The following is a 4,558-nucleotide window of genomic DNA, read 5'->3' as shown; positions in this document are numbered from 1 at the left end:
GGACGCGCGTGCGCGAGAGGATGACGGCGAGGGCCGCGGCGAGGAGCACGGCGAAGAGCGAGGTGACGCTCACGCATGGCGGGGCTCCTGTTCATCGGTCGGGGGATGCTCGGCGGGCCGGGGCCCGGGGTTCGGGAGGGCACCGGTGTCCGGGCCGCCTCCCGGGACGCGCGTGCGCGAGAGGATGACGGCGAGGGCCGCGGCGAGGAGCACGGCGAAGAGCGCGACGCCGCGCACCGCCCCCGGGCCGTCGCCCGCACCGGCCCAGCACAGGGCGCCGAGAGCGGTACCGAGGGCGATCCCGAGTTGGCGCGCCAGATTGGTGGTACCCGCCGTCATCCCGTACCGGTGGGGCGGGGCGGCGTTCAGCGCGAGCACCTGGGCCTGGCCGTTGAGCAGGCCGAAGCCGAGGCCCAGGAGTGCGAGGCCCGCCACGATGCCGCCGGGGCCCGGGGCCGGGGCCGCCGCGGCCACCAGGAGGGCGCCGGGGATCAGGACGAGGGCCCCGGTGCGTGCGACCCGACGGGGCCCGAGCCGATCGGCCGCGTATCCGCCGACCGGGCCGGCCACGCCCATCGCGAGGGCCGGGGCGAGGAGTACCGCACCCGCCCGGCCGGGGGTGAGCCCCATGTCCTCCCGCAGGAGGAAAGGGGTCGTGAAGACCACGGCGAACACGGCCGGGTAGGCCAGGAGCAACGCCAGGTGCGGGCCGGCGACCCCCGGGCGGGTGAGGAGTTCGCGCACCGGCACGGACTCCGGGCGACGGGCCCACAGGACGATGGCGGGCACCACGAGAAGCGCCGCCGGCGCCCACCGCGGGCCGGCTTCGACGGCCAGGGTGGGGCCGAGCAGCAGGGCGAGGAGCCCCGTGCCGAGGACGGCGGCCTCGACGAGCGGGCCGGTGCCGGGAGCGGGAAGACGCCCCCCGGCGGGCAGGGCGCGGATCCCGAGGAGGACGATCGCCGCCACCACGGGGACGTTGAGATGGAAGATCCACGGCCATCCGACGGTTCCGGTCAACCACCCGCCGACCACCGGGCCGAGCACGGCACCGAGGGTGCCGAGGAGCACGAGGAGGCCGAAGGCCCGCCCCCGGCTCACCGGCCGGACGGCGGTGGTCACCAGAAGCGGGGCAAGGGCGAGAAGAACCACCGCGGCGCACCCCTGGAGGACCCGGAGCGCGATCAACACGCCGATGTGGGGGGAGAGCCCGCAGGCGACGCCGAGGACCCCGAAGGAAACGGCGGAGACGACCAGCGCCCGGCGCACGGGGGCGGTGTCCACCCATCGCCCCGCGCCGAGGCTCAGCGCGACGAGGGGGGCGAGGTAGCCGAGCACCACCCACTGGGCGATGGAGGGGCGGGTGGACAGTTCCTCGGTGATGACGGGAAGCGCGACGACGACCGCCGAGGCGTCCGCCTGCGCGAGGAGCACGGCCAGACCGGCGGCGGTGACGGTTCCCCAGCGGTCGCGGTGCGGGGCGTTGTCCATGGGGGTCCTCCGCGGTGGATCGGTACCCGACAGACAAGCGGAGAGTTCTCCGTTTGATGGGATCGACGATAAGCGGAGACTTCTCCGTTTCGCAAGGCGATTCCCTCCCCGCCGGGCCGGGGAGGGCTATGCTCGGCCCGTGTCCGCCGCACCCCCCGAACGCGCCGACGCCGCGCGCAACCGTCGCCGCATCCTCGACGCCGCGGCCCGACTGCTCGCCGAACGGGGCCCCACGGGCCTGGCGCCGGACGCCGTCGCCCGCGAGGCGAACGTGGGGGTCGGCACCGTCTACCGCCGGTTCGGCGACCGCGCGGGCCTGGTCTTCGCCCTGCTGGAGGACCGGGACGCCCGTTTCCGCGCCGGCTTCGACGCGACGCGGACGGCGGGCGGCGGAAAGGGGACCGACGGTGATCCCCGGACCCGGCTCCGGGAGTTCCTGCACGCGTTGGTGGACCTCGTGGTGGACCACCTGGACCTGCTGCTGGTCGCCGAGAGCGCCTCCCCCGAGGCCCGGTACGCCGGCCGCCCCTACCGGGAGCAACACGCCCGGATCCGCGAGTTGATCACCGCGATCGCCCCCGACGCGGACGCCGAGTACCTCGCCGACGCGCTGCTGGCCACCCTCGCCCCCGGTCTCGTCGCCCATCGGGTCCGCGAACGGGGCTTCGACCCCTCGCGACTGAAGGCCGGGCTCGACACGCTGGTGGGGGGCATCGCGGCCGGCGTCACCCCCGACCGGGAGCCGCCGGGCCCGCCGTAGGGTGGCCGCCATGGTGACACTCGAGCGGCTGCGCGCCGATCACGCGGCGGCGGTTATCGCCTTCGAGTGGGAGAACCGCGAGTGGTTCGCCCGCTCGATACCCGATCGCGGTGACGCCTGGTTCGCGGAATTCCACGAGCGGCACCGCGCCCTGCTCGCCGAGCAGGAGGCCGGCCTGCACCATCTGCACGTCCTCGTGGAGGACGACGGGCGGGTGATCGGCCGGGTCAACCTCGTGGACGTCGCGGGCCCGGCGGGTGGTACCGCCGAACTCGGCTACCGGATCGCCGAGGCGGCCGGCGGCCGGGGCGTCGCGACGACGGCGGTCACCGAGGTGTGCCGGCGGGCCGCCGAGGTGTACGGGCTGTCCGCGCTCACCGCCGTCACCACCCTCGACAACCCGGCCTCCCGCGCCGTCCTCGCCCGCACCGGCTTCGTCCCGGTCGGTGACATCGACCTCGACGGCCGGCCGGGAACCCGGTACCACCGCCCGCTCACCCCCGGGACCGACCCCCGGGCGATGCCGGCTCACGCCTCCGGGTCGCGGTCCGAACCGGGCCAGAGATAGGGCAGGTCGTCGGGGGTGTCGGGGAACAGCGGACCGTAGAACCCCGGGTCCTTGCGCAGCAGCGCCGAGCGGTGCGCCCGGTGGAACTCCTCCTCCCCCAGCCACGGCGGCAGCTCCCCCGCCCGGGCCAGCTCCGCCTGGTCGCGCACCTCCGCCACCGGCCGAGCGGCGCCGAGGTCGGTGACGAGGGTGAGCGCGCAGGTGTCCTTCCGGCCGCCGGCCACCCAGGTCCGGCACATCTCCAGCCCGTACCGGACCAGCGCCTCCTCGTACCCGCGCCACATCCGCACCGCCGGGTGCCGGCGCCACCCGTAGCCGGGCACGGTCAACGCCCGCAGGACCTGGATCGTCTCCACCCGCTGCTTGCCCAGCCGCCGCTGGTCCAGCAGGGCGGCCGAGGCGGCGAAGTCCGGGACGGGGAGGAAGGTCTGCACGGGGCACGATTCTCCCGGCGCGCCGGCCGTCCCGCCCGTCGGCGGCCCCCACCGGGACGACGGCCGGCGCCATGGGGGCAAGGCGGGGACACCTCCCGATGCGGACCGCCCCTCGGGGATCCGGAACCACCCCCCGGCTCGCCCCGGCGCCGCCCACCTCCGACGGGGCCCCTTCCACCGGTGGGTCCCGACCCTCCTCGGTCGTGGCCGCCCCCTCGTTGTCGGTGGTCCGGTCCACAATGCCGATCATGACTTCTCGTGTCGAAGAGAGCTTGTTCTCCGGAGTGGGCCGTGTGGTGGTCCTGGTCGACGACCCCGACGCGGCCCTGGCCTTCTACCGCGACGTTCTCGGTTTCCGCGTCCTGTACGACCGGACGGCGGACGGATATCGCTTCCTGCACATCGGGATCCCCGGCCAGGACGGCGTCGGGGTGTGGCTCATGCCGGCCACCGGCGACCGGGAACGCGAATTGGTCGGCCGGCAGTGCGGCGACCAACCCCTGCTCGTGCTGTACACCTCCGACCTGGACCCGGTCCGCGAGCGCCTGCGCGAACACGGGGTGCGGGTGTGGAACGAACGGGAGGATGCCGACGGCGGGTCCCTGCACCTGGCGGACCCGTACGGGAACGTGATCGTCGCGACGCGGCTCCGTGGGGCGGAACGCCGGTGACGTGCCCGCCACTTCGTCGACGGCTGCCGTGCCCGTCCACCGCCGGTGGCGAGGGCCCGGCGCGGCGCCGGACACGGAGGTGGTCGTCTTCCCCGGGCGGCGAACCGATCACCGCCTACGATGGGTGACGGTACCGGGCGAATCCCGGAGACGGATGCGACGAACGGGGGCGCGGTACGCATGCGGGCATACGTCGGGGCGGTCGTCACCGCCACCGTGACGGCCCTGCTCCTCACGGCCTGCACGGGGGACGCGTCCGAGCCGGACGGGGAGGGGAACGGCGCCGGGAACGCGGCCCCGGACTCCGGCGAGGTGACGGAACTGTCGCCAGCCGGCGGAACGGAGACCGCCACCTGGACCGATGCCGGCCGGCGGGCCCATCCCGTCGAGATCACTCCCGTCGCGCTGACCCGGGGCGACCCGGCCGACCTGGCGGACGCGGAACTCGACGACCAGCGCGCGGACATGATCCCCCATTACCTGACCTTCGAGGTCACGGCCACCGAGGGTCCCGTGGAGGCCCCCCGGGTCGAGGGGGGTTTCGCCCTGGTGCGCACGGACGGCCGGCGTGCCGACGCCCTGGAGTTGCCGACCTTCGGCGGTGACACCTCCCCCTACCCGCCCGCCTGCGACC

The 4,558-nt window shown here is 75.2% G+C and carries 5 protein-coding genes and 1 pseudogene; 4 read left to right on the top strand and 2 right to left on the bottom strand.

Annotation, left to right across the window (positions count from 1 at the left end):
* Window positions 1-69 precede the first annotated feature (69 nt).
* Window positions 70-1,491, bottom strand: coding sequence for an MFS transporter (locus tag FOE67_RS17485; RefSeq protein WP_182665358.1), 1,422 nt, complete (start codon window positions 1,489-1,491; stop codon window positions 70-72).
* A 139-nt stretch (window positions 1,492-1,630) separates the two neighbouring features.
* On the opposite strand from FOE67_RS17485, the gene FOE67_RS17480 reads away from it, so the two are divergent.
* Both FOE67_RS17480 and FOE67_RS17475 read left to right on the top strand, forming a co-directional pair.
* The gene (locus tag FOE67_RS17480; protein ID WP_323384995.1) at window positions 1,631-2,251 is read left to right on the top strand and encodes a TetR/AcrR family transcriptional regulator; all 621 of its coding nucleotides are present in this window, start codon (window positions 1,631-1,633) and stop codon (window positions 2,249-2,251) included.
* Window positions 2,252-2,261: 10 nt separating this feature from the next.
* Complete coding sequence (locus tag FOE67_RS17475) at window positions 2,262-2,819, top strand: GNAT family N-acetyltransferase (protein WP_182665354.1); 558 nt, start codon at window positions 2,262-2,264, stop codon at window positions 2,817-2,819.
* On the opposite strand, the gene FOE67_RS17470 is transcribed toward FOE67_RS17475, so the two are convergent.
* On the bottom strand, window positions 2,780-3,253 hold the full coding sequence (locus FOE67_RS17470) for an MSMEG_6728 family protein (RefSeq protein WP_182665352.1): 474 nt from the start codon (window positions 3,251-3,253) through the stop codon (window positions 2,780-2,782). The genes FOE67_RS17475 and FOE67_RS17470 overlap by 40 nt on opposite strands.
* Before the next feature lie 248 nt (window positions 3,254-3,501).
* Between FOE67_RS17470 and FOE67_RS17465 the strand changes: the two genes are divergently transcribed.
* A complete protein-coding gene (locus tag FOE67_RS17465) occupies window positions 3,502-3,924 on the top strand; it encodes a VOC family protein (protein WP_182665350.1) in 423 nt (140 codons plus the stop codon).
* A 180-nt stretch (window positions 3,925-4,104) separates the two neighbouring features.
* Window positions 4,105-4,558, top strand: a pseudogene (locus FOE67_RS17460) (hypothetical protein); the annotation flags it as partial.

The organism is Streptomyces calidiresistens (assembly GCF_014141525.1).
Lineage (GTDB): Bacteria > Actinomycetota > Actinomycetes > Streptomycetales > Streptomycetaceae > Streptomyces > Streptomyces calidiresistens.
The sequence above is the reverse complement of the archived record's forward strand: the minus strand, read 5'-3'. Positions and strand labels throughout refer to the sequence as shown.